This window comes from Streptomyces sp. NBC_01515 (assembly GCF_045040345.1).
GTDB lineage: Bacteria > Actinomycetota > Actinomycetes > Streptomycetales > Streptomycetaceae > Streptomyces.
Genome location: NZ_CP109416.1, coordinates 5349332 through 5368586, shown reverse-complemented (window position 1 = coordinate 5368586; position 19255 = coordinate 5349332). Strand labels below are relative to the sequence as shown.

The 19255-nt window shown below is 70.8% G+C and carries 16 protein-coding genes and 1 pseudogene; 9 read left to right on the top strand and 8 right to left on the bottom strand.

All coding sequences use genetic code 11. The features are described 5' to 3' along the window. The first annotated feature begins 33 nt into the window (after positions 1-33). A complete protein-coding gene (locus OG407_RS23885; protein WP_405860995.1) occupies positions 34-1338 on the top strand; it encodes a sensor histidine kinase in 1305 nt (434 codons plus the stop codon). Beyond that, positions 1335-2048 (top strand): response regulator, encoded by a 714-nt coding sequence (locus OG407_RS23880; RefSeq protein ID WP_405860993.1) that lies wholly within the window; start codon positions 1335-1337, stop codon positions 2046-2048. The genes OG407_RS23885 and OG407_RS23880 overlap by 4 nt, the downstream gene beginning before the upstream one ends. A 45-nt stretch (positions 2049-2093) precedes the next feature. Here the strand turns inward: OG407_RS23880 and OG407_RS23875 are convergent, their stop codons facing one another. Next, complete coding sequence (locus OG407_RS23875) at positions 2094-2432, bottom strand: DUF4333 domain-containing protein (protein ID WP_403600618.1); 339 nt, start codon at positions 2430-2432, stop codon at positions 2094-2096. Positions 2433-2829: 397 nt separating this feature from the next. Between OG407_RS23875 and OG407_RS23870 the strand changes: the two are divergent. Further along, a pseudogene (locus OG407_RS23870) lies at positions 2830-3270 on the top strand (DUF5994 family protein); the annotation flags it as partial. A 16-nt stretch (positions 3271-3286) separates the two neighbouring features. On the opposite strand, the gene OG407_RS23865 reads toward OG407_RS23870, so the two are convergent. Continuing rightward, positions 3287-4111, bottom strand: coding sequence for a SigB/SigF/SigG family RNA polymerase sigma factor (locus OG407_RS23865; RefSeq protein WP_405860991.1), 825 nt, complete (start codon positions 4109-4111; stop codon positions 3287-3289). 259 nt (positions 4112-4370) lie between these two features. On the opposite strand from OG407_RS23865, the gene OG407_RS23860 reads away from it, so the two are divergent. Continuing rightward, positions 4371-5045, top strand: a complete 675-nt coding sequence (locus OG407_RS23860) for a hypothetical protein (protein WP_405860989.1) — start codon at positions 4371-4373, stop codon at positions 5043-5045. A gap of 151 nt (positions 5046-5196) precedes the next feature. Here the strand turns inward: OG407_RS23860 and OG407_RS23855 are convergent, their stop codons facing one another. From OG407_RS23855 to OG407_RS23840, 4 genes are all read right to left on the bottom strand, one after another. Continuing rightward, entirely contained in the window at positions 5197-5586 is a 390-nt protein-coding gene (locus tag OG407_RS23855) for an ANTAR domain-containing protein (protein WP_405860987.1), read from the bottom strand. 81 nt (positions 5587-5667) lie between these two features. After that, positions 5668-6000, bottom strand: a complete 333-nt coding sequence (locus OG407_RS23850) for an SCO4225 family membrane protein (protein ID WP_405860985.1) — start codon at positions 5998-6000, stop codon at positions 5668-5670. Between the two features lie 63 nt (positions 6001-6063). Further along, positions 6064-6756: a response regulator gene (locus OG407_RS23845; RefSeq protein ID WP_405860983.1), complete on the bottom strand. Its 693-nt coding sequence runs from the start codon at positions 6754-6756 to the stop codon at positions 6064-6066. Continuing rightward, positions 6753-9116, bottom strand: coding sequence for a histidine kinase (locus OG407_RS23840; RefSeq protein WP_405860981.1), 2364 nt, complete (start codon positions 9114-9116; stop codon positions 6753-6755). Before OG407_RS23840 ends, OG407_RS23845 begins: the two co-directional genes overlap by 4 nt. Positions 9117-9343: 227 nt before the next feature. Between OG407_RS23840 and OG407_RS23835 the strand changes: the two genes are divergently transcribed. From OG407_RS23835 to OG407_RS23825, 3 genes are all read left to right on the top strand, one after another. Beyond that, on the top strand, positions 9344-9802 hold the full coding sequence (locus tag OG407_RS23835; RefSeq protein WP_403600627.1) for a DUF5707 domain-containing protein: 459 nt from the start codon (positions 9344-9346) through the stop codon (positions 9800-9802). Positions 9803-10081: 279 nt separating this feature from the next. Further along, complete coding sequence (locus OG407_RS23830) at positions 10082-10975, top strand: glycosyltransferase family 2 protein (RefSeq protein WP_403600781.1); 894 nt, start codon at positions 10082-10084, stop codon at positions 10973-10975. Positions 10976-11462: 487 nt separating this feature from the next. Next, positions 11463-14990: a BTAD domain-containing putative transcriptional regulator gene (locus OG407_RS23825; RefSeq protein WP_405860979.1), complete on the top strand. Its 3528-nt coding sequence runs from the start codon at positions 11463-11465 to the stop codon at positions 14988-14990. A gap of 22 nt (positions 14991-15012) precedes the next feature. On the opposite strand, the gene OG407_RS23820 is transcribed toward OG407_RS23825, so the two are convergent. Then, the gene (locus tag OG407_RS23820; RefSeq protein WP_405860977.1) at positions 15013-16701 is read right to left on the bottom strand and encodes a bifunctional 3'-5' exonuclease/DNA polymerase; all 1689 of its coding nucleotides are present in this window, start codon (positions 16699-16701) and stop codon (positions 15013-15015) included. 270 nt (positions 16702-16971) lie between these two features. On the opposite strand from OG407_RS23820, the gene OG407_RS23815 reads away from it, so the two are divergent. Continuing rightward, the gene (locus OG407_RS23815) at positions 16972-17517 is read left to right on the top strand and encodes a Uma2 family endonuclease (protein WP_405860975.1); all 546 of its coding nucleotides are present in this window, start codon (positions 16972-16974) and stop codon (positions 17515-17517) included. Positions 17518-17539: 22 nt separating this feature from the next. Here the strand turns inward: OG407_RS23815 and OG407_RS23810 are convergent, their stop codons facing one another. Further along, on the bottom strand, positions 17540-18256 hold the full coding sequence (locus OG407_RS23810) for a Clp protease N-terminal domain-containing protein (RefSeq protein ID WP_405860973.1): 717 nt from the start codon (positions 18254-18256) through the stop codon (positions 17540-17542). A gap of 309 nt (positions 18257-18565) precedes the next feature. Here OG407_RS23810 and OG407_RS23805 point away from each other — a divergent pair, with 309 nt between their 5' ends. Next, a complete protein-coding gene (locus tag OG407_RS23805; protein WP_405860971.1) occupies positions 18566-19213 on the top strand; it encodes a hypothetical protein in 648 nt (215 codons plus the stop codon). Positions 19214-19255 lie beyond the last annotated feature (42 nt).

Genomic DNA, 19255 nt, shown 5'->3' with positions numbered 1-19255 from the left:
CGGGCGGCAAAGGGCGCCCCTACGCTGCGAGTTGTGCGAGAACTGGACGAACGCAACCTGCGCGGACACAACCCACGCGGACGAAACCCACGCGGACACTACCCGGGCAAACAGAACCCGGCCGACGACCACACGCCCCTCTCCCGGCTGTCCCGCCGTACCGCGCTCACCGCGTTGGCCCTGGTCATGGCGTTGTTGTGGGTGCTCGATGTGACCTCCGTCGTCACCACCGCCGGGCTCGAAGGGAACGGGGTGTGGTGGCGGGTGGTGCCCGGTGTCGTGGCCGCCGTGGCGCTGTTGTTGCCCGGTGCCAAGGTGCGCGCGTGGACCTGGGGTGCGGGGGTCGCCGTGGTCGTCTCCTGGGCGGTCACGGTGGGGATGTTCGGGTCAGTGACGTCGACGTTCGGCGGCTGGGGGCTGTTGGAGACGCTGTGTCTGCTGCTCCTGTTGGTCCGTACGGCGAAGGACGTGTCGTCGCCCTGGGCTGCCGCAACGCTGAGCGGTGCGCTTGGAGTTGCCGTGATCGCGGCGCCCATGCGGTTGGACGTGAACGGGGTCGTCTTCTCCTTCCTGCTGACCTTTCCCACGGGGGCCGCCGTCGGGCTCGGTTGCTATCTGCGGAGCCTTGACGACCGTAGAAGGCGTGCGGTCGCCGATGTGCGACAGAGCGAGCGGCTTGAACTCGCTCGGGAACTGCATGACTTCGTCGCTCACCACGTCACCGGGATCGTCGTGCAGGCGCAGGCCGCGCGGGCGATCCGGGAGAGTGCGCCCGAGCAAGTGGACGTGTTGTTGGGGCACATCGAGCGGGCCGGGTCCGAAACCCTGCAGTCCATGCGGAAGTTGGTGCGGGTGCTGCGCGAGGACGACGGGCGGGCGGTGCGGCCGGGGGATCTCTTCGCCGAACTCGGCGAACTGGTCGCGGCGTTCGCCGAACGTGATGCCCCCGCCACCCTCCAGGTCGCGGCCGAGGTGCGGCAGGCGCGGCCCGATCCCGAGGTGGAGACGTCCGTGCGGAACGTGGTGCGGGAGGGGCTGACCAACGTACGGCGGCATGCTTCGGGGTCGCCGTCCGTGTCCGTGCGGGTCGCCTTGGCGGGGGAGGGGGACGGGGACGGGCGGTGGCTTCGGGTCGAGGTGCACAACGCGCCGTCCTCGCGGCGGGCCGCGCCGAACGCCGAACCGATCGGCGGGCGGGGCGGGTTGGGGCTCGTCGGGCTGGCCGAGCGGACCGAGGCGGTCGGGGGCACTCTGCACGCGAGCCGGGCGGAGGACGGGGGGTGGCGGCTGACGGCGGAGTTTCCGTTGCGCGGGGCTGTGGCAGGATCGCCCGCATGACCGATGCCAACGGCGGTGCCGGCGCGGGTGGTTCAGGGCGGCGGATCCGGGTGCTGATCGCCGACGACCAGGAGATGGTGCGCACCGGGTTCCGGCTCATCCTCCAACTACAGCCCGACATCGACGTGGTGGGCGAGGCGGCGGACGGCGCGGAGTGCGTGGAGCTGGCCAGGCAACTGCGGCCCGACGTGTGTCTCGTCGACATCCGGATGCCCAAACTCGACGGGCTGGAGGTCACCCGTCTGCTCGCCGGGCCGAAGGCCGTCGATCCGTTGCGCGTGGTGGTCGTGACGACCTTCGACCAAGACGACTACGTCTACGGGGCGTTGCACGGGGGCGCCTGCGGGTTCCTGCTGAAGGACGCGGGTCCCGGGCTGCTGGTGGAGGCCGTACGCGCTGCTTCGCGCGGTGACGCGCTGGTGTCGCCCGCCGTGACCGTACGGCTGCTGGAGCGGATCGGTGAGCAACGGCCCGCGGCGGAGGCCGCCCGGCGGGCCGAGGTGTCCTCAAGTCCCCTGACGGGACGGGAACTTGACGTGGTGCGGCTGGTCGCCGAAGGGCGGACCAATCAGGAGATCTGCGCCGAGCTGTTCGTGTCGCTCTCCACCGTCAAGACGCATATGGCCAGCGTCCAGGGCAAGTTGAAGCTGCGGAACCGGGTGGAGATCGCCGCCTGGGCGTGGCGGTGCGGCGTGGTCGGCGACCGTTGAGCCGGTCGGTCGCCGTGCCCCGCACCAACTGCTGCGCCACACCGCCTACTTCGCCAGGCCGTAGTCGAAGCTCACGCGGTCGCCGTGCACTCCGGTGACGGAGATCAGCATCTTCTTGGTCTGGCCCTTGAAGACGGCGGTGCACGCCACCGTGTAGTCCATCTTCGCGCGCAGCCCGCTCGGGCAGCTCACGGACTGCGGGCCGTCCTGGACGAAGGGGATGGCGTAGTTCTCCTTGGCCTGCTTCTCGACCTCGGCGCGCGGCACCGTGTGGTCCGGGCCGCTCGCGGTGGCGACCGACGAGTTCTCGAACACGTTCCATGCCACGACGACGCCGCCGGCCAGGACGGCGGCCGCGGCCAGGGCGATGACGATGCGCTTCATGGGGAGCTCCTCGATTCGCGGTGCGGCCGGTCCTCACCGGCTGCTGTCCTCAGAGCTTCCTCCCGCGCGGAGGCCCGCCGCCTCGGCCGGGCGGCCGGTTCCTGGGCCGTGCCTCGGCCGGAAGTACGAGGGTCGTTCGGCGGTACAACTTCCGTACCGTAGTCGTACGGGATGATGACGCCAGGGGTGGGCCGGTCGATTTCCGGACGACCACTCGACCTGCTGGGGAGGTGCCTGAGCAGGCGGAGTAGCGGGAACGGAGGGCGGTCGGTGAGTACCTGAGGAGTACGCTCGAAGTCACCGAGGGTATTTCGCGCACCGGCCTCCATGCCCGTGTCGTTTTCGGCGATTGATTACGCCGGGCCGGTTGCGACCGGCCCAGAGCAGGGTTCGCGTCATGACTGCGCCCGTTGCGCCTGTTGCCCCCGTTTCGTCCGCCCCCGCACTCCGTATGTCGCTCGCTCCCCTTGATTCCGCGCCGGCTGTGCTCGACGGGGCCTGGTGGCCGCGGTCCCGGGATCTCGCGGCGGAGCTTCCCTCGCTGGTCGCCGTGCTCGACTCGTTGTGGGGGCGGATCACGCGGGTCACGGTGAATCCCACGCACTGGCCGTCCGACTTTCCGCGCAAGGTGCCGGTCGACGGGCACATCGTGAAGGTGGGCTGGTTCCTGGCAGAGCAGGATCCGCACCAGCTGCTGCTCCTGTCGTACCGGACGAGCCGCTGGGACCTGCTGGTCGTACCCCCTGAGACGGACCCGACCACCGCGGCGTGGCTGATGACCGCCGCGAGCGATCCGCTGCGTACGTCGACCGGGAGTGAGCTGGTCGCCGAAGCGGCGGACATGCCGGGTGTCGTTACGACGCCCTCCTGAACGCGCGGGGTTCGGCCATCACCTGGTCGTGCAGGCGGGCGCAGGTGCGGGTGATCAGGCGGGAGACGTGCATCTGGGAGACACCGAGCTGCGCGCCGATGCGGGCCTGGGTCATCTCGCAGTAGAACCGCATGTAGAGGATCTCGCGCTCCCGCTCGGGCAGCGCCCGCAACAGGGGGCGCAGGGCCTCGCGGTTGACGATCAGGTCGAAGTCGGGCTCGACGTCGCCGAGGGTGTCGGTCAGCGGGTGGCCGTCCGTGGGATGGCCCGGTACGGCGTCCAGGGACCAGGCGGTGTACGCCTCCAACGCCCCCTGGCCCAGCCGCACTTCGGCCTCCGTCAGCCCGGTGTGCGCGGCGATCTCGCCGACGGCGGAGATCGTCCCGCCCCGTGTGGCGCTCAACTCGTGGTCGGCGGAGCGGACTTGACCGCGCAGCTCCTGCACCCGGCGCGGGACGTGCACGACCCAGAGTTCGTCACGGAAGTGCCGCTTCACCTCGCCGAGGATCGTCGGAATGGCGAAGCTGGGGAAGGCCGTACCGAGACTCGGGTCGAAGCGGGACACCGCCTTGACCAGGCCGAGTTGGGCGACCTGCGTGAGATCCTCGGCGGACTCGCCGCGGTGCCGGAAGCGCCGGGCCAGCCGTACGGCCATCGGCATCCACGCGCACACCACCTCCTGGCACAACGCGGCCCGCTCCGGACCGTTCGGCAGGGCGGCGATACGCCGGAACGACTCGGCGGTGTCGGGGGAGTCGTCGTAGGAACGCTTGGTGGTACGGGTCTTACGGGTGCGTTCGGCCTGCATGGGGACGTGCTCCCTCTTCGGTGGTGTCACTCACCGTGGGGTCGGGGGACCGCAGCACACTGGGGAGCAGCGAACACCGCTCCCACGGGGGTGCCTCCGGTCCGAAGCACACCGGACGAGTGCCCGGGGGGACAGCTTTCAAACAGGCTCATTCGAACGGGTTTTCGTGATACCCGTGGCTATGCTGGTGTACAGACGTCCCAGACCCCGGCGCCGCATCGCCCGTATCCCTCCCGGTCTTTCCGAACCGAGGCGTCTCATGAGCAGCCCGCTGCAAGCGCACGAACCCGAAGGCCAGAACCCGGCGCCGACCGTCATGGGCGTGGCGGACGCCATGGACACGGTGCGGCTCCGCCGGCTGAACCGTTGGCAGGCCGAGGGCCTGCGGGAGGATCTCGCGGATCTGTACGTGGAGTCCTCCGACGCCGAGGCGGGCGAGGAGTTCAACGACCGGCAGAAGTTCCTGCTCCGGCTCGCCGACGACGTGAAACTGCCCGGCTTCGACATGCTCGTCGCCGAGGCGGAAGCCCTGGCGGGGTGTGTCTGCGGCTTCTCCGTGTCGCGCGACGGGTCGTGGTGGCAGGGGTTCGAGGGACCGTTGCCGCAGAACCTGGAACAACTCACCGCGTCCGGGCATGTGTTCGCGATCCTGGAGACCCTCGTCCATCCGCACCAGCACGCACGCGGCCTCGCCCGGCTGATGCAGGAGCGGCTGCTCACCGACCACCAGGCTTCGCTGGGCGTCACGTTGGTGGACGAGTCCGCCCGGTGGACCCTGGCCGCCCTCAGGGGCTGGGGATGGCGGGAAGTCGGTCGGATACAGCGCGAGGACGACGCAACTCCCGTACGGGTACTGGTACTTCCGCTCGGCGAGCGTACGGAGGACCATCCGGACGGGCTGGCGCACAACGACCGGACGCAACGTCCGGAATAGGTTCCGGGCGGGTCCCGCAGTTCACGTAGTTTTCGAACTGTTTAGGTTCGCCGGGCCGGGCTACCCAGCAGGGGCGTCCGTCGGCCGTTCTGGACGAAGGCACCGGAGAGTTGGAACCACAGCTCCCGGTGCCGTCCCCATCCTGTACGTGCTACGGCCGGTCCGCCGCGTGGAGGCGGCGCAGCGCGCGGCGCAACTCCCGCTGGATGTCGGCCGGGAGCGTGTGGTCCTCCGTCGTGGCGACCAGTGCCGCCGCCACGACCCGGAGCTTGATGTTGCAGTGCTGGGAGACGCCCACCAGCAGGTCCCAGGCCCTGTCGCCGGTGCACGGTGCGAGGGCCATCACCATGCCGCGCGCCTGGTCGATCACCGCCCGGGTCTCCAGGGCCAGCAGCAACTGTGCGTTCTGGACACGTAGTTGGACGAGTTCGGTCAGCAGGTCCGGGTCGGAGGGAGGGGGAACGGCCGTCAACAGGGGGCGCAGGGGCCGTTCTTCATGGGTCGTGGTCGGCTGGTACGTGGTGCAGGGCGCGTGCCTCATGCCGCAGTCCTTCGACGCGGTGGTTGTGCCCGATGCGAAGCAGGGCGAACACCGCGCCCCCAGCCTAGTCCTGCCCGGGGCTCAGCGGGTCGCGTCCGGCTGGTTGCCGCGCTTCAGTGCGCGGGCGCACCAGCCGATGATCGAGGCGTTCACCAGAGCGCCGATGACGACGGCGACGATCAACGTCGCCTTGCCGCCCGGCAGTGCGAGGACCACGAGGCTGGCCGGGGCGGTGGCCAGGAGGGGGACGACGGCCGCCATCGACCCGCCCTCGTCGTCCATGACGGTCACGACGACCATCCAGATGACGATGGCCACGCAGATCCCGAGGTAGCCGAGGGCGAAGGGGTCGCGGAGGTTCTGGCCGAGCCGGTGGAGCGGGGAACGGGCGGCGTTGGCGTCGGTACTGGGCATGGCTGTACTCCTAAGTGACGGTGAGTGAAGGGTTGTTGGACGGACGCGGGTGGTGACAGGACGTCAGAGGTGGTCGGCGCCCGGCGGGTTCGGGCGGGTGATGCCGAGGTCGTAGGCGAGGATCGTGGCCTGGACGCGGTCGCGCAGGCCGAGTTTGCGGAGCAGGGCGTTGACGTGGGACTTGACGGTGCCGACGGTGATGTCCAACTCCGCCGCGATCTCCGCGTTGTTGAGGCCCGAGGCGAGCAGGGCGAGGACGTTGCGCTGGCTGCCGGTGAGGCTCTCCAGCTCGCGCGGGCCGTTCTTGGCGGCGGAACGGAAACCCGTGCCCGCGCCGGACGCGTAGTGGCCGATCAGCCTGCGGGTCGCGGACGGCGCGAGCACGCTCTCGCCGCTCGCCACCACCCTGATGCCGTCCAGGAGTTCGGAGGCGTGCACGTCCTTGAGGAGGAAGCCGGAGGCTCCCGCGCGCAGGGCGTCGAAGACGTAGGCGTCGAGGTCGAAGGTGGTCAGCACGAGGACGCGCGGCGCGTTCTCCTTGCCGGTGATGATCCGGGTGGCGGCGATGCCGTCGAGTTCGGGCATCCGTACGTCCATCACGACGACGTCCGGGGCGAGTTCGGCGGCCAGGACCACCGCGGTGGCGCCGTCGGCTGCCTCGCCCACGACCGTCATGTCGTCCTCGGCGTCGATCACGGCGGCGAAGCCCGCCCGGACGATGCCCTGGTCGTCGACGACCAGCACCCTGAGGCTCATCGTTCTCTCTCCTCGTCGTCCGGTGCCGTGAGCGGCAGCCGGAGGTGGACCGTGCCCGGTGGCCGGCCGGCCGTCAGGGTGCCGCCGAGCGGCGCGATCCTTGCCGTCAGGCGGGCCTGTACGGCGGGTTCGGTGGCGCGGGGTACGCCGGTGGCCGTGATCGTCAACGTACCGCCGTCCGCGTCGAGTTCGAGTACGGCGGGGTCGTTGTCGCCGGTCGCGAGGAGGGTTTCGGTGACGTGGTAGGCGGCGAGGTCCACTTCGGTGGGGAGCCTTTCCGGTACCCGGTCCGTCACGCGTATCTGTACGTCCCGGCCGGTGGCCCGGCACTGGTGGGCGAGCAAGTCGAGGGCCTGGACGGTGGGTTGGGGGCGTAGGGCGGGGGTTGTTGTTTCTTCGCCGTCTCGGACCGTGTCCAGGAGGGCGCGCATCGCTGCGAGGGCCTCTCGGGCGCGGGTGGCTGTTTCGTCCAGATGGCCTGCCTCTGCCTCGGTGATCATGTCTGCGGTGCGGGCGAGGACGGTGGTTTCCAGTCCCGCTGCGATACGGCGGCGTTCTGCCCAGGCGTCTCTTACGGCTTCCTCGGTCCAGGTGGCCAGTTGTTCCGATTGGGCGCCCTGGGTTGCCTTGTTGCGGTGGGCGATCAGGGATCCGGCGTAGTAGGACGCGCCAATTGCCAGTGCGGTAGCGGTAGTCGCTGCCGTGGCCACCGCCCAGGTGGGGGTGGTTGTGCCTCGGTGCAGGATGGCGATCGTCAGGGCGGTGGTGTGTGCGGCTGTGGCTGCGATGGGGAAGACGGAGAGAGGGACCTGAGGTAGTCGGTAGGTGCGAGCCGGTGGGGGCTGGTCGCGCCCCGCGGCGGAGCCGCAAACCAATACAGCCCCGCGCCCCCTAAAAGCCACGAGCGAGGCGCATGTTGGCAGCATGCTCAGGGTTGGTGGGAGCAGTACTGGGCCGGTGTAGTGGCCCACCGACATGGCCATCGGCCATAGCAACGCCATTGTCAGCAAGGCGAGTTGGACAGTCCTCGGGGCTCTGCGCAGCCACAGCAGAGCTACCGCCTGGGCCGCTGCCAGCAAGGTGAACAGGACCCCCGCCGACACATGCGTGCCGGTCGATGTCGAGTCCGCGTGGATGATCAGGACCGGTAGCAGGGGCTGGAAGCACAGGCCGATCGCGGCGACGACCTGGGCCGCGCGGTAGCTGCGGGGGAGGGAGTGTTCTATCGGGGCCGCTGTGCGGCCGGGGAGGATCGCGCTGACCTCCCAACCGCCCTCCGGCGTCGGGCCGGTGGTCAGGGTGCCGCCTGTTTCCCTGGCCCGGGAGCGGAGGAAACCCTGGCCGCGGCCACCGCCCAGGCCAGCGCCGTGGGCCGGGGTGCCGGACGGCGGGGCCGCGCTGGTGACCACGACGTCGGTGCGGGTGTCGCCGTAGCGGACGGTCACCGTGGTGTGGGCGCCGGGGGCGTGGCGGGCCACGTTGGTGAGGGCCTCGCGGACGATGCCGTAGGCCGCGTCGGCTACGGCGCCGTCGGGGAGGGGGTCGATCTCGTACTCGACGGGTTGGTTGAGGCGGCGGAAGCCGGCGATCAGGGAGTGCAACCGCTCCTCGGGGGACGGGAGTTCCTCGCGGGAGGGGGCCGGGGCGCGGACCGCGCTCAGTGCCCGGGTGACCTCGCGGCCGGTCTCCGTCGCGAACTCCAGTGCCTCGGCGGCGAGTTCGGGGCGGCGTTCGCGCAGGCCGAGTGCGGCGCCGGCGGTGACGACCACGGCGGTCAGGTGGTGGGCGCTGACGTCGTGCAACTCCCTTTCCATACGGCGCCGTTCGGCCGCCGGGAGCCGGTGGCGCTCGGTCTCGGCGCGGTTCAGGAGGAGTTCGGCCGCTTGCCGGGCGCGACGGGTGCGTCGTACGGAGAAGCCCGCGCCGCACGCGGTGGCGTAGAGCAGGGTGATCAGGACCAGGTCGAGGCCGTTGTTGTCGCTGAGTCCGTGCAGGGTGATGTTCTGCAGGAACTGCCAGAGCGCGAGCGTGACCACGCACAGGACCGTGGTGAAGGTGTCGCGCTCGGCCGCCACCGTGAACAGGGCGAGCGCGACGCCCGCGGTGCCGAAGACCGCCATCGCCCCGGTGGGCAGCGGGCCGGCGCCCACCGCGCAGGCCGCGGCGACCACGATGAGCGTGATCACCGGGCGGGTACGGCGCAGGGCGAGCGCGGCCGTCACGGTTCCCGCGACCAGCGCGGCCACGAGCAGGTCGGCCGCGGTCGGCACGGTGCCGCGCAGCAGCGGAGCCACCGGCCACACCAGGGCCTGGGCACAGATCAGCAGGACCGGGAGCAGCCGGTCGTCGGTTCGTTTCATGACACTCAAAGGCTATGGGCGCAGGTGAACGGCCCGGCTCAGGCTGAGGGGGGATTCCGGCCCCGTCCCTCTCTATCTCTGGTTCGACGCGGCAACCGTCCTTCAGCCCGAGGACCGGACCCCGGCCCGCTCCTAGGCTCGATCACATCGAGGGAAGCGGTCGACCACCGCCTCCCACGTCATCCACACCACACCATCCACATCACACAGGGGGATCTCCCATGTCCATGACCAAGCGCACTCTCCTCTTCTCGCTCGCCGGTGTCGCCGCTGTCGGCGGAGTCGTCGCCGGCGGTCTCGCCGCGTCCGCCGCCTCCGCGGCCCCGGAGAAGCCGGCCCTGGAGAACGGCTCGGCCCACTACACCGCCCCGTCCGCGAGCGGCGCCGGCTCCTTCACCTACACCGTGGACGTCAGTGACAACTCGGGCATCAAGGGCCTCAAGGTCGTTGCCTGGCCCGCGAGTTCGAAGCTAAAGCCGACCGCGGCGGACCTGCGCGACGTCGAGTCCGCCACGTGCAAGAGCACCTCGGACGACACCTCCCGCTGCACCTACACGTTCAAGGTCACCAAGAAGGAGGCGGCCGAGGCGGCCAAGGGCACCTGGTACGTCTCGGCGCTCGCCACCGCCAAGGACGGCGACACGACGTTCGTGTCCAAGGCGGCCACCTTCGACGTCGCCGGCTGACCCGAAGGCACGTACGCGGTCACTTGTGGCCCGGCGCCCCGTCTCGATCGAGACGGGGCGCCGTCGTTGTCGTAGAGAGATTTCTCCGGCCTGCGTCTGTGTGGCGCCCGGCGGAAATCCGGCAAAGCCACAACAAAGGTCCCGCAAAATGAACTTGGGTCGGAGTAACCGGCCGACCTGAGGCAACATCTTGGTGAACGGTGAGTGCTGCGCGGTCAGGGCGCGGGCATCGCCGGATGGCCGGATGGAGCCAGAGACGTGCCGGATGGAGTGAGCGACGTGGTCGGACCGAGGATCGCCGTCGCCGTGGTGACCATGGGAAACCGGCCCGCCGAGGTCGACGCGCTGCTCGAATCCGTGGCCAAACAGGACCTCCCGCCGACCCGGATCGTGATCGTCGGAAACGGTTGCCGGCTCCCGGAGTTCACCGACCGGCTCTCCCTCCCCGGCGAGGTCACCACCATCGACCTCGACGAGAACCTCGGCTGCCCCGGCGGCCGCAACGTGGGTCTGGCCCGGCTCCGCGCGTTCGGTGACGTGGACGTCGTGGTGGAACTCGACGACGACGGACTGCTCGTCGACGCGGACGTGCTGCGCCGCGTGCGCGATCTGTACGCGGCCGAACCCCGCCTGGGCATCGTGGGGTTCAGGATCGCGGACGAGCACGGGGAGACCCAGCGGCGCCATGTGCCGCGGGTCGGCGCGGGGGATCCGATGGAGGGCGGGTACGTCACCGGGTTCCTCGGCGGCGGGCACGCGCTGAGCATGGCCATGCTCGCCGAGACGGGGGACTGGCCGGCCGAGTTCTTCTTCGCGCACGAGGAGACCGACCTCGCCTGGCGGGCCGCCGACGCCGGCTGGAGCATCCTGTACGCCCCCGAGCTGCTCCTCCAGCACCCCAAGACCTCGCCCGCCCGGCACGCCATCTACTACCGGGTCACCGCCCGCAACCGCGTCTGGCTGGCCCGCCGCCGCCTCCCGCTCGCGCTGATCCCGGTCCACCTGGGCATCTGGACGCTGCTCACGCTCGTACGGACGCGGTCGGTCGCCGGGCTGCGGGCGTGGTTCGGCGGGTTCGTGGAGGGCGTGCGCGAACCGGCGGGGGAGCGGCGGGCGATGCGGTGGCGGACGGTGTGGCGGCTGACGCGGCTGGGGCGCCCGCCGGTCATCTGACGGCCCCGTAGGCCCCGTAGGCCCCGTAGCACCCGTAGTACCCCGTAGTACCTCTGAGGTTTCTGGCCGACCCGTAGTACCTCAGGTGTCACTGACCGTCCCGTAGTACCTCGGATGTAAGGGACGAGGGCCCCGGTCGTTCGCCTCCGCCGACCGGGGCCCTCTCGCGTCCCCGGACCCGGCCGCGACGGCGACACTCCCCCGAGCTGCGCGTCGTACGCGCGCGCCGTCGGGCCAGATCCGATGATGTGATCACATCAGGTCGCACCAACGAATCGCTAACATGTGGCCAATGGTGCGCACGACGCTCCAGGGCCGCGTGGCCTGAAGCCGCCGGACGGCGACGGGAGACGCCCGGTACGGCAACGGTTCCGGCGTTCGGCGGCCGGTGCAGGGTGGCGGGAAACCGTCGTGAACAGGGCGGATATCCGCCAAGGGGCAGGCGCGGCCATGAGAGACCGCGCGGAAGGGTGACGGGTTCGGTGTGATGCGGGACGAGCTGCGGTTCGGACTGCTGGGCACGCCCGTGCTTTTCGACCCTGCCGACGATGATGCCGTGCACCCCATCGGCAGCCCCAAGGTGCGGGTGCTGCTGGCCGCGCTGCTTCTCGAACCCGGCCGGGTGGTCTCCGTAGAGGCCCTGAAGGACGCCCTGTGGGGCGGGTCACCGCCGGCGTCGGCACACGCCTCCCTGCACAACCACGTGACCCGCCTCCGCCGCCTCCTCGACGACCCCGAACGGTTGCGGGCGGTACCGCCCGGCTATGTACTCCGCGTCGGCGAGGGCGAGTTGGACGTCCACGTCTTCGAGTCCCACGTCGCCACGGCCCGCACCGCGCACGCGGCGAAGGACTGGCCCGCGACCGTCCGCGCCTGCACGGCGGCCCTCGCCCTCTGGCGCGGCACCCCGCTCACCGGCCTCCCCGCCGAACTCGGCGGCTACGCCTTCGCCCAGCGCCTGACCGAGGCCCGTCTCCTCGCCCTCGAATGGTGCTACGACGCGGAGCTGGCCCTGGGCAGCCCCCGACTCGGCGCGCTGGTACCGGAGTTGGCGGCCCTGGTCGCCGACCACCCCCTCCGCGAGTCCTACCACCGCCAGCTGATGCTCGCCCTCCACCACACCGGCCGCCAGGCGGAGGCCCTCGCCGTCCACCGGGACCTGCGCAACCGCCTGATCGAGGAGCTGGGTATCGAGCCGGGGGCGGGGGTTCGGGGGGCGCATGCGGAGGTGTTGCGGGGGGTGGGGGTTGGGGAGGTGGCTCGTGAGGCGGGTGGGGAAGGGGCGCAGGGGGCGGCAGCCCAGGACGGGGATGTGCCGCGGAGGGCCCCGGCCTGGGAGACGCGTGCGGAGATGCCGCAGGGCACCGAGGTGCGGGAGGCGTGGAAACTGCCGCGAGGGACGGCGGCGGCGCGGGACGCGGCCATGCGACGGGCGGCGGACGCCGGGCATATCGAGGACGTCGGTCGGGTCGGGGATGCCGGTCACATCGAGGATGCCGGTCACATCGGGGACGCAGATCACATCGGGGCTCCGGGTCGTGCCGGAGCCGCCGAGGCCGCTTACGCGGACGAGCCGGTGAACGTGCCCGGCGCACCCTCCGCACCTGACGTGCCCACGACCTCCCACCCCACCGCCCCCGACTCCCGAGGTCAACCCACCCCCCGCCCCGCCCAACTCCCGCCCCCACCAGCCCACTTCACCGGCCGCGCCGAAACCCTCCACGCCCTGCACGACACCCTCGCCCCCCTCTCCGCCGACCCCGGAGCGCAACCCCTCGCCGTCATCAGCGGCATGGCCGGCGTAGGCAAGAGCGCGCTCGCGCTGCACGCGGCCCATGGGTTGAGGAACCGTTTCTCCGACGGGCAGTTGTACGTGAACCTGCACGGCGCCACCCCCGGCATGACCCCCCTCACCTCCGGCCAGGCACTGCGCGCCCTGCTCCGCGACCTCGGCGCCGAACCGCGTCACATCCCCGAACACCCGGACGCGGCAAGCGCGTTGCTCCGCTCCCTGCTCGCCCCCACCCGCACGCTGATGGTGCTGGACGACGCCGAGAACGCCGCCCAGGTACGGCCGTTGCTGCCGGCCGGCACCGGCTGCGCGGTGATCGTCACCAGCCGTTCGCCGCTGACCGCGCTCGACGGCGCCCGCCGCTTCCCGCTCACCCCCCTGTCCGGCGAGGACAGCGCCGCGCTGCTGCGCGCCGTCTCCGGTCGCGACGGCCTCGACGCGGCCCACCCGCTCGTCGAACTCACCGGCCGCCTCCCGCTCGCCCTGCGCATCGTCGCGGCCCGACTGGCCGCCCGCCGGGCCCTCACCCCGGACGTCCTGGCCGGTCAACTCGCCGCCACAGAAGGCCGGTTGCACCACCTGGAGTACGACGACCTCAGCGTCCGCCGTTCCCTGGCCGTCGCCCACGACGCCCTCGCCGCCTCGGACCGCGAGACCGACCGCGACGCGGCCCGCACCCTGCACCACATCGGCACCCTCGACCTCCCGGCCTACGGTGCCCCCCTGCTCGCCCGCCTCGCCGACACCGACGAACGCCGCGCCGAGGCAGCCCTCGACCGCCTGGTCGACGTAGCCCTCCTGGAGGAGACGTCGTACGGCCGCTACGCCCCCCACGACCTGGTCCGCGACTTCGCCCGCGAACTGGCTTATGGGAGAGGGGAGTTGGAGGGGGAGGGGGCCAAGGGAGGCGGCAGGGAAGGGAAGGGCGCCTTCGCCGACTCCGCCTTCGTGGCGACGAACCCCGCTGACACCGGCCCCGTAGACGCCCCCTTCTCCCGAGCCCCCCTCTCCTCCGAACCCACCCCCGCCGAACCCGACCCCACAACAACCGCCCTCGCCTGGTACGCCGCCCACGCCGAACGCACCCTCACCGCGATCGTCGAACCAGGCCTCGACCAGGACGACCGCCGCCGGCCGACAGCGGCCCAACTCCCCGGCCACGCAACCGAGGTGGCGTCCACCACCCCCTTCCCCCGCCCCGAAGACGCCTTCGCCTGGGGCGACTTGGAGCTGGAGAACGTGGTGACGCTGGTGACCCGGTACCGCGACACCCCCGATCTCCGCCGGACCGCCCACGTCTCGACCCTCGTCCGGCTCCTCTTCCCCTACGTCCTGCGCAGCGGCCGCGTCGCCGAGACGGAGGTGCTCGGCCGGGCCGCCCTCGGCGCGGCCCGGCGGCTCGGGGACGCGGCGGCGGAGGCGTACGCGCTGGGCGATCTCGCCGGGCTGCACTTCCTGGCCGGCCGGCAGAACGAGGCGCTCGCTCTCAACGACCAGGCCCTGGCGATCTGGTGGCGGCTCGACACGGTCTCCTGGATCCGCCGCTGCCTGAACAACCGCGGCCTGCTCCTCGAAGGCCTGGGCCGTTACGCCGAGTCCGGGGTCGCCCTGCGCCAAAGCCTCGCCCACTCACGGCAGTTGAACGACCCGTACGGCGAGGCCGTGACCCACAGCCACCTCGGCAACCTGTACGAACACACCGACCCCCGCGCCGCCATCGAACAGCACCGCCGCTCCCTCGCCATCGGCGACGAGATCGGCGCGGTCATCGTGCAGCACTCCGCGCACTGCAACATCGGCTACGCCCACCTCACCCTCGGCGAACCGGCCGCCGCCGTACCGCACTTCGAGGAGAGCCTGCGCATCCTCGGCGGCCACGGCGACTGGCACGGCGAGTCACAGACCCGCCTCGGCCTGGTCCGCGCCCTCCGCCTCCTCGGCCGCACGGAACGGGCCGACACGGAACGGGCCGACACCGCACAGGCCCACACCGAACGCGCCGGCACCGAGTGCGCCGAACTGCTCCGCCGCGCGGACGCCCGCGCCGACCGCTACATGGGCGGCCTGGCCCGGCACCAACTCGGCCTGCTGCTACGGGAACAGGGCCGCGCGGAGGAGGCGTACGACGCATGGCGGGCGGCCCTCGACGCGCTCGACGGGACGGACGAGAAGGCCGTCGTCCAGGAACTCGGCGAGCTGTTGTCACAGCGTGACGCGCGTTGACAACCCGAATCTTTCCCCCGCCCTACTTGGCATCGGCGTAACACTCAACCACCGCCACCGTGAAGGGAAACCGCACCGGCGTCTCCCCGAACGTCAGCCGCCCGGCGAGGTCGGCCGCCTCCTGTATCGCGGCGGCGACGGTATCGGCCTCCGCCTCCGGGCAGTGCACGATCACCTCGTCGTGCTGGAAGAAGACCAGCTCGGCCGCAAGGTCGGCGCAGGACCGCCGGAGCGCGGCCAGCATCAGCAGGGCCCAGTCCGCCGCGCTGCCCTGGACGACGAAGTTGCGGGCGAAACGGCCCCGGGCGCGGGAGTTGGTGGAGGCATAACCCGGCACCCAGCCCTGGTCGGCGGGGGTCGTGACGGGTTCGTCCTGGGGGATGCCCGCCTCCTCCGCCGCGTCCTCGCCCCCGGCCACCGGCGGGCAGGTCCGCCCCAGCCAGGTCCGTACGAGCCGCCCCTCCTCGCCGGCCTTCGCGGCATCGTCGACGTACGCCACCGCCTTGGGGAACCGGCGTCTGAGCGCGGCGAGGTTCTTGAGGCCGTCGCCGGAGGTCTGGCCGTAGACCGCGCCGAGCACGGCGATCTTGGCCTGGTCGCGGTCGCCGGAGAAGGCGCGGTCGGACACGGACTGGTAGAGGTCGGTGGCGCGTCCGGCCACCTCCATCAGCCCGGGGTCGCGGGAGATCGCGGCGAGCACCCGCGGTTCCATCTGGTCGGCGTCGGCGACGACGAGCCGCCAGCCCGGGTCGGCGACCACGGCCCGCCGGATGATCTTGGGGATCTGCAGCCCGCCCCCGCCGTTGGTGACCCAGCGCCCGGTGACGGTCCCGCCGGCGAGGAACTCCGGCCGGAACCGCCCGTCCCGCACCCAGTCCTGCAGCCAGGACCACCCGTGCGCCACCCAGATCCGGTACAGCTTCTTGTACTCCAGCAGCGGTTTCACGGCCGGATGGTCGAGGGACTGGATCTCCCAGCGCCGGGTGGACTTGACCTTGATCCCGGCTTCGGCAAACGCCTTGACCACGTCAGCCGGCAGATCGGGCCGCACCCGTCTCCCGAAGGCGACGGACACCTCGTCCGCGAGTTCGGCGAGCCGCCGCGGCTCACCCCCGCCCGCGTACCGCTCGCCCAGCAACTCGTGCAGCATCTCCCGATGCACGTCGGCGCTCCACGGCAGCCCCGCCCGGTTCATTTCGGCGGCGACCAGCATCCCCGCCGACTCGGAGGCGGTGAGCAGCCGCATCCGGTCGGGGTGGGTGGTGGCGTCGTGCCGCCGCTGCTGCTCGGCGTACACGGCGAGCAGGTCGGCCAGGGGGAGATGGACGCTCTGCGGTTCGAAGAGCGAAGGCTGCGCGCCCGGTTCGGCGGCCCGCTGCGGCGGATCCGGCGGTACGGCCACGCCCCGCAACCGGGCCAGCGAGGCCGCTGCCGACCGCGGCTCGCCGTGCCGCCCCTCGTGCCCGAGCAGCAGCGTCTCGGCGTCCTCGACGTCGTAGCACCGCTCCACCCGTACCCCCGCGGCGAGCAGCGCCGGATACACCTCGGCCGTGGACCGCCACACCCACCGCCCCACGTCGGGCCGCCCCCGCACGGCCTCGACAAGATCCGCCTCCCGCCCCACCGCCCCCGTGGGCAGCCCGTCAGGACCGAGGGCGGCGACCTCCACACCACCGCCCTCGGCCGGCGCGAGCGCCCAGCGATCGGTCATGTTGGCGAGTGTGGCACGCGGGTCTGACAACGCCCCCGACCTGCGCGAATCGCGTCGCCCGCACAGCGTCTCCGAGCGAAGAAACGTCACGCGCACACTCGTACGGGTGACGCGTCACGAGATCACGGACGGCCCTCTCGCCTACGCTGACAGGGTCGCTCCGTACGAAGGAGGTCCGCCGTGGCACTGACCGCCCCAGAACGCCGACTGAGTCCTCATCCGAATCCGAGTCCGATGAGTCCTCATCCGAGTCCGACTGAGGAGAGGCGCATGGACGCTTCGGTCGAGGCCGCCTTCGACACGTTCGACGCCGCTGCCCCGGAGGGTTGGCGCGTGGAGTTGATCGAAGGGAAGATCCACGTGGTGCCTCCGGCCAATGGGGAGCATGAGGAGATCGTGTCCGAGACGGCGGAGCAGGTCACGCTCAACCGTCACGACGGCGATCTGCGTACGTATACCGGTATCGGCCTGGACGTTCCGGACGCGTCCCTCACCGGCAAGGTCGTCCCCGATCTGGTGATCGCCCCGAAGGGCAGTTTCGCCGACGACCGGCGCTATCACGACCCCGCGCCCATCGTGCTCGTCGGCGAGGTGACCTCCGAGTCCACCGCCCACAACGACCGCGGTCCCAAACTCCGCGGCTACGCCCGTGCCGGCATCCCCTGTTACCTGCTGATCGACCGCGAGGCCGGGACGGTCATCGTCTACAGCGAGCCCACCGGCGACCGCTACACGCGTGCCGCCGAGATCGAGATCTCCAAGACCGTGGCGCTGCCCGAGCCGCTCGGGTTCGACCTCGACACGAGCCAGTTCTGACCCGAGCGGCGGGCTGCCCGTCTCAGCCCTGAAACCCGCTGAGCATCTCCGCGATGTGCTGTTCGGTCGTCGGCTTGTCGATGCCGAGGCCATTGAGGACGCCCTCGCCGTTCTCATGCTCCAGGAGGGCCAGCAGGATGTGTTCGGTGCCGATGTAGTTGTGGCCGAGACGCAGGGCCTCGCGGAAGGTGAGTTCGAGGACCTTCTTGGCGCCGGGGCCGTAGGGGACGAGGTCCGGGACCTCGTCGGCGGCCGGGGGGAGGGCGGCGGTGGCGGCTTGGCGTACGGCGTCCAGGAGGACGTCCTGCGCGATGATCGCCTTGGCCGCGAGGCCGTCCGGTTCGGCGAGGAGACCGAGGACCAGGTGCTCGGGGCGGCCCTCGGGGTTGCGGGCGGCGATGGCTTCGTTGTGGGCGGCCATCACCGTGTTGCGGGCGCGCGGCGTGTACCGGCCGAACCCCTGACTGGGGTCGAGGTCGGCCGACTCCTTCGCCACGAAGCGCTTCTGGGCGGCCTGCCGGGTGACACCCATGCTCTTGCCGATGTCCGTCCAGGACGCGCCGGAACGCCGGGCCTGGTCGACGAAGTGCCCGATCAGATGGTCGGCCACGTCGCCCAGGTGGTCGGCGGCGATGACCGCGTCCTGGAGTTGGTCGAGCGGTGCGGGGTGGACCAGTTTGATGGCCGCGATGAGGTCGTCGAGACGTACGGATGAGGTGACGTTCGGGTTGGTCGTCATGTGTCAACCTTAGGTTGACACCGTCGGGGTGTCAACTCCGGGTTGACACCTGTCCGTGGGGTGAAGGTGAGGGCGTGATCAAGTAAAAGCCGACCTGCGGCGATTTCGATAATGATAGATATGGCGGGTCGTCACCTCCGACATCCCCAACATCTCCGACATCCCTGCCTCCCCAATGGAGTTATCGTGCAAAAGGTCATCGATTACATAGAGGAATGTCGGACATCGTACGAAGGGCATGAGTTCTTCACCGACTTATTGGCCGACGAGTCACTCCCCGGCGAAAAGCGCCTGGCGTGGGGCCCCAGTGTGATTCCGTTCATCATGGGCTACTCCGACCTGAACAAGTACGTTTTCCGCAAAGGCGAGGAAGAGGCCGAACTCGACCGGTTGCAGGCCCTGCTGAACGCCCACACGTACGAGGAGGACTTCCACTGGCAGTGGATGCTGACCGACCTGGAGAAGCTGGGTGCCGATCGCGAAATGCCGCTCTCGGACGCCGCCCGCGTCCTGTGGAGCGCGGACTTCCAGCACTCCCGACGCCTCGTCCTGGAACTGGCCGCACTCGCCGCCGACGCACCCACGTACGCCGTCTTCGCCATGGTCGAGTCCATCGAGGCCGTCTCCATCACGATCTTCACCCACTGTCGCGGAATCGCCTTGCGGGACGGCCGTGAATGCGAATTCTTCGGTACGAAGCACTACATGGCGGAAGCGTCGCACAGCATCAAGTCCCCGGAAGTCGAAGAAACAAGCCTGCCCTCCCTCGACGACGCCCAGCGCGAGGAATCCAAGCGCATGGTGGACCGCACGTTCGCCCTTTTCGACGCCTGGTCCGGCTCCCTCCTGCGATTCGCTCTCGACAATGCGGACCACGACCGCACGTACGAGAGAATGATCCAGCAGAGCAAGGAACTGCTACCGGCGGCGGAAGCGGCGGCTGCGAGCGCCTTCTAGAAGCGTGTGGCGGTGAGTGGTCGCGGAATTCCACTGCGTGAG

What these genes read in the sequence shown, in the direction of transcription:
- OG407_RS23880 (WP_405860993.1), top strand. Translation starts at nt 1,335, where the DNA reads ATGACCGATGCCAACGGCGGTGCCGGCGCGGGTGGTTCAGGGCGGCGG.
- OG407_RS23875 (WP_403600618.1), bottom strand. Translation starts at nt 2,432, where the DNA reads ATGAAGCGCATCGTCATCGCCCTGGCCGCGGCCGCCGTCCTGGCCGGC.
- OG407_RS23865 (WP_405860991.1), bottom strand. Translation starts at nt 4,111, where the DNA reads ATGCAGGCCGAACGCACCCGTAAGACCCGTACCACCAAGCGTTCCTAC.
- OG407_RS23860 (WP_405860989.1), top strand. Translation starts at nt 4,371, where the DNA reads ATGAGCAGCCCGCTGCAAGCGCACGAACCCGAAGGCCAGAACCCGGCG.
- OG407_RS23855 (WP_405860987.1), bottom strand. Translation starts at nt 5,586, where the DNA reads ATGAGGCACGCGCCCTGCACCACGTACCAGCCGACCACGACCCATGAA.
- OG407_RS23850 (WP_405860985.1), bottom strand. Translation starts at nt 6,000, where the DNA reads ATGCCCAGTACCGACGCCAACGCCGCCCGTTCCCCGCTCCACCGGCTC.
- OG407_RS23845 (WP_405860983.1), bottom strand. Translation starts at nt 6,756, where the DNA reads ATGAGCCTCAGGGTGCTGGTCGTCGACGACCAGGGCATCGTCCGGGCG.
- OG407_RS23840 (WP_405860981.1), bottom strand. Translation starts at nt 9,116, where the DNA reads ATGAAACGAACCGACGACCGGCTGCTCCCGGTCCTGCTGATCTGTGCC.
- OG407_RS23835 (WP_403600627.1), top strand. Translation starts at nt 9,344, where the DNA reads ATGACCAAGCGCACTCTCCTCTTCTCGCTCGCCGGTGTCGCCGCTGTC.
- OG407_RS23825 (WP_405860979.1), top strand. Translation starts at nt 11,463, where the DNA reads ATGCGGGACGAGCTGCGGTTCGGACTGCTGGGCACGCCCGTGCTTTTC.
- OG407_RS23820 (WP_405860977.1), bottom strand. Translation starts at nt 16,701, where the DNA reads ATGACCGATCGCTGGGCGCTCGCGCCGGCCGAGGGCGGTGGTGTGGAG.
- OG407_RS23815 (WP_405860975.1), top strand. Translation starts at nt 16,972, where the DNA reads ATGGACGCTTCGGTCGAGGCCGCCTTCGACACGTTCGACGCCGCTGCC.
- OG407_RS23810 (WP_405860973.1), bottom strand. Translation starts at nt 18,256, where the DNA reads ATGACGACCAACCCGAACGTCACCTCATCCGTACGTCTCGACGACCTC.